The following is a 3,395-nucleotide window of genomic DNA, read 5'->3' as shown; positions in this document are numbered from 1 at the left end:
CGGGATTGGTCAGGTGCATATAGTCGGTGCGGGACCCGGCGGTGCTTGCGCCCGGGAACCAGAACTCCGCCGCGCCCTGGCGACGCCGACCCCTGCCGCCCCAATACGCCACCGTGCCGGACCCGACACGACCCGTCCGGCCGGTGGCCCAGGGGGATTGCGCCCCTAACCCGCCCTCCCACCACGGTCCCTGCCTGCCGGGCCACAGCCCCGCACCCCAGCCCACCGCCTCACGCAGGGAGACCGCCGCGCATGACCACCACCGACACCGCCAGCGCCGCCACCGGCACCGCCGTCGACACGGCACCGGTCGCCGACTTCTTCACCGCGGGGACCAGCTACCTCAAAGGCCAAGACGGCTACAAGGCGCCCGAGCAGACCGCCAGCTTCCAATGCGTGCACGTAGCGCCGCACCCGCGTCCCGGCGCAGGCCGGTACGCGTTCGGCTTCCGCCGCATCAACCACGCCGCCGACCAGTGGGTGTCCGTCGCCCTGCCCGAGAGCGACTTCCCTGACTGGACGGCCCGCTCCGGCGCCAGCACCGCCACCGCCGACGCCACCACCCCCGACGCCGTACCGGCCGCCGACTTCCTCACCCCGGGGACCGACTACACCGACGCCCAGGACGGCTTCAAGGCCCGCGAGGAGACCGCCGTCTTCCGCTGCGTGCACGTCGCCCGCCACCCGCGCCCCGGCGCAGGCCTGCGCGCCTTCGGTTTCCACCGCCCCAACCGCCTCCACGCCGAGTGGACGCCCTTCGCAGTGACCGAGAGCGACTTCTCCCGCTGGACCGCCCTCCCCACCACCAGCACCGCCGCCGACGCCGCCACCGCACCGGCCACCGACACCGCCGTCGCACAGGCCGCCGACACCACGGCCGCCGCCACCGACACGCCGGAACCCGAACCACACCCGGCCCCCGGCACGGAGTACCCGTTCAGCATCTCCGACCTCGCCCGCGCCACCGCCCGACTCCTCGGCGACAACTGGGACGCCGAGTCCGGCCCCTGGGGCACCACCGGCCGCATCTCCGGCCCCTACATCACATCCTTCGAGTTCGTCGTCGACTACGAAGGCGACCTCGTCATCCTGTACAACGGCTACCCCGACGACGGCTTTCCCGAAGTCTCGGACCTCCCCGACGACGTCCACGCCTACAAGGACGGTCTCAGCCTGCCCCTGGCGTGCGCCGCCGACGGCCTGGAAGCCCTCGCCCAACTGGCCGCCGCCGCCATCCGCGCCGTCACCGGCGACCACGACACCACCTCGTCCGCATCCCGCCAGCACCACATCGACACCGGCCGCTACCTGGCCCCCGGTGAAGCCGAACAGGTCTGACCCGAACACCCCGCGCTCCCCGGGGCCCGGCGACGCAACCGCCGCCCCCGGGAGACCGCCCCCCGCCGACCAGCGCCCGCAACCGGCACACCCGCAACGCCCCCGCCCCGGCCGGCCCCGGGCCGCGGGGGCGTCTTGCGTCGCTAACCGGCCGCCACGCCACGGTCCCTGCCACACCCCACCGGCCCGGCCGACCGGCCACAACGTAAGGACCCGCATGCCCACCCAGACCACCACCACCGAGACCCTCCCCGCCGAGACCACGGCACCCGTCGCGCACGCGCTCAGCACCTACGCCAGCCGCCTCGACGTCCGCGACGCGACCACCGTCCTGGCCGCCGCCGACCTCACCGTCCTCACCCCCGACACCCCCGGCACCGGCATCCGGCTCCGCCCCACCCACCACCACACCGACGCCGCCCGGATCATCGTCGTGCCCGTCGTCGACGGCCAGGAACAGTTCCCCCCGGCCCACCCGCAGCACAACGACCGCCGCGCCACCTGGACCCACCTGATGGCCGCCGCCCGCGAGGCCCTTACCGCCGCCGGATGGGAACCACGCGGCGAAACCGCCACCGGCGGCAGCTTCCTCGCCCACACACCCGCCGTGCGGATGGCCCGCGCTGTCCTCACCGCCGCCGACATCCCACTCCTGCCCACCGGCGCCCAAAGCGGCGCCGGCGCACTCGTCCACCCCGTCGACGGCGACCAACACCAAGTCCGCATCACCGCCTGGGCAGGCGGCCACCACCACAAGCCCCACCCCGGCGACCAGACGCAAGACGGCGCAGCCTGGTACACGCTCATGCACCAGGTCCTCGCCGCGATGGCCGCCGCCGACTGGCACCAGACCAACGGCGTCATCTACGACTGCGCCCAGTACCTCGTCCCCGACGCCACAACCCTGCCGGAACGCCCCACCCCCGTCCTTGGCTGCGACCCCGAAGAAGACGACTTCGTGCACCAGGTCGCCCGCCTCCTGCGCGCCGCAGGCTTCATGCCGTTGTCCGCCTTCACCAGGCTGGAAGGCCCGGCCTGGGGATTCCACGCGGGCAGCGCATCCCTCGCCTCCGACCACGTGATGGTCACCTACGACAGCCGCCAGCTCGCACCGGTCTCCGCCCGCTACCGAAGCCACCAGCTCCCGACGGTGCACGCCATGCTCGCCGCCTACGAAGACACCCTCACCCGCCACGGCATGACGTGCGCCGCCCACGACCCTGACGACAACGGCACCGTGCTGTGGGTGAACCGGCCCGCCCCGCGCAGCGCCCGCGCCCGGATCCACCTCGCCGACACCACCGGCTTCGCCTGGCTGCCCGAACTCACCGACACCTACCGGCTCGAGACCCGCCAGGCAGACGACCAGCCGTGGCAGCCCCAATCCACCGTCACCCAAAAGGCGATGCTCGCCGCACTCGAACACGGGCTGCGCCGGGGATGGACGACCGCCGACGTCGACGGCCGCACCATCTACGTCACCCTCACCGACCCGTTGGACGAGTTCGCCCGCTACTCCCGCTACGTGCCGTCCGACACCCCCTGACCCCCGCACCGGCCGCGTGCCGGTCCCGGGCCAGACACCCGGCCCGGGACCGGCACGCGGCGTTGCCGGGCTAACCCCCACCCGCCCGACCGTGAGCCCACCCAACCCGCCAGCTCACAGAGTCGGAGCCCACCATGAGCCACCCCAACCCCAACCCCAACCCCAAGTCCGAGCCCGAGCCCGAGCCCGAGTCCGAGTCCGAGTCCGAGTCCGACGACCGCTCGTTCACCTTCCTCGCAACCGCCTGCGTCCTGGTCACCATCGAAGCCCGCGACGAGCAGGCAGCCCGCACCGCCTACCAGGGGATCAACGACAAGACGTTCAGCATCAACGTCACCACCGGCGCCGGCCACCAGCTCGACGACGTGTCCCTGCACGACACCAGCCCCGACCTGTACCGAGTCGACGGAGAGGAACCCGGCGAACAGTGCCCGCGCCCCGACTGCCAAGGCCACCTCATCAACGGCCGCTGCACCGACGCCGACTGCTACGCCGCCGCACGCGAACGCAT

At 73.1% G+C, this 3,395-nt stretch carries 3 protein-coding genes; all 3 read left to right on the top strand.

Annotated features, from left to right (window positions below; translation table 11 throughout):
• The first annotated feature begins 252 nt into the window (after positions 1 to 252).
• Positions 253 to 1,338, top strand: a complete 1,086-nt coding sequence (locus tag ACWDA7_RS51435) for a hypothetical protein (protein WP_450614956.1) — start codon at positions 253 to 255, stop codon at positions 1,336 to 1,338.
• Positions 1,339 to 1,555: 217 nt separating this feature from the next.
• Entirely contained in the window at positions 1,556 to 2,884 is a 1,329-nt protein-coding gene (locus ACWDA7_RS51430; protein WP_450614954.1) for a hypothetical protein, read from the top strand.
• Between the two features lie 134 nt (positions 2,885 to 3,018).
• Positions 3,019 to 3,395 (top strand): hypothetical protein (locus tag ACWDA7_RS51425; RefSeq protein ID WP_450614953.1); only part of this gene is annotated, 377 nt, incomplete at its 3' end.

This window comes from Streptomyces sp. NPDC001156, from assembly GCF_053598275.1.
Note: the sequence above shows the minus strand (reverse complement) of the source record. Positions and strands in the feature narration are given on the sequence as shown.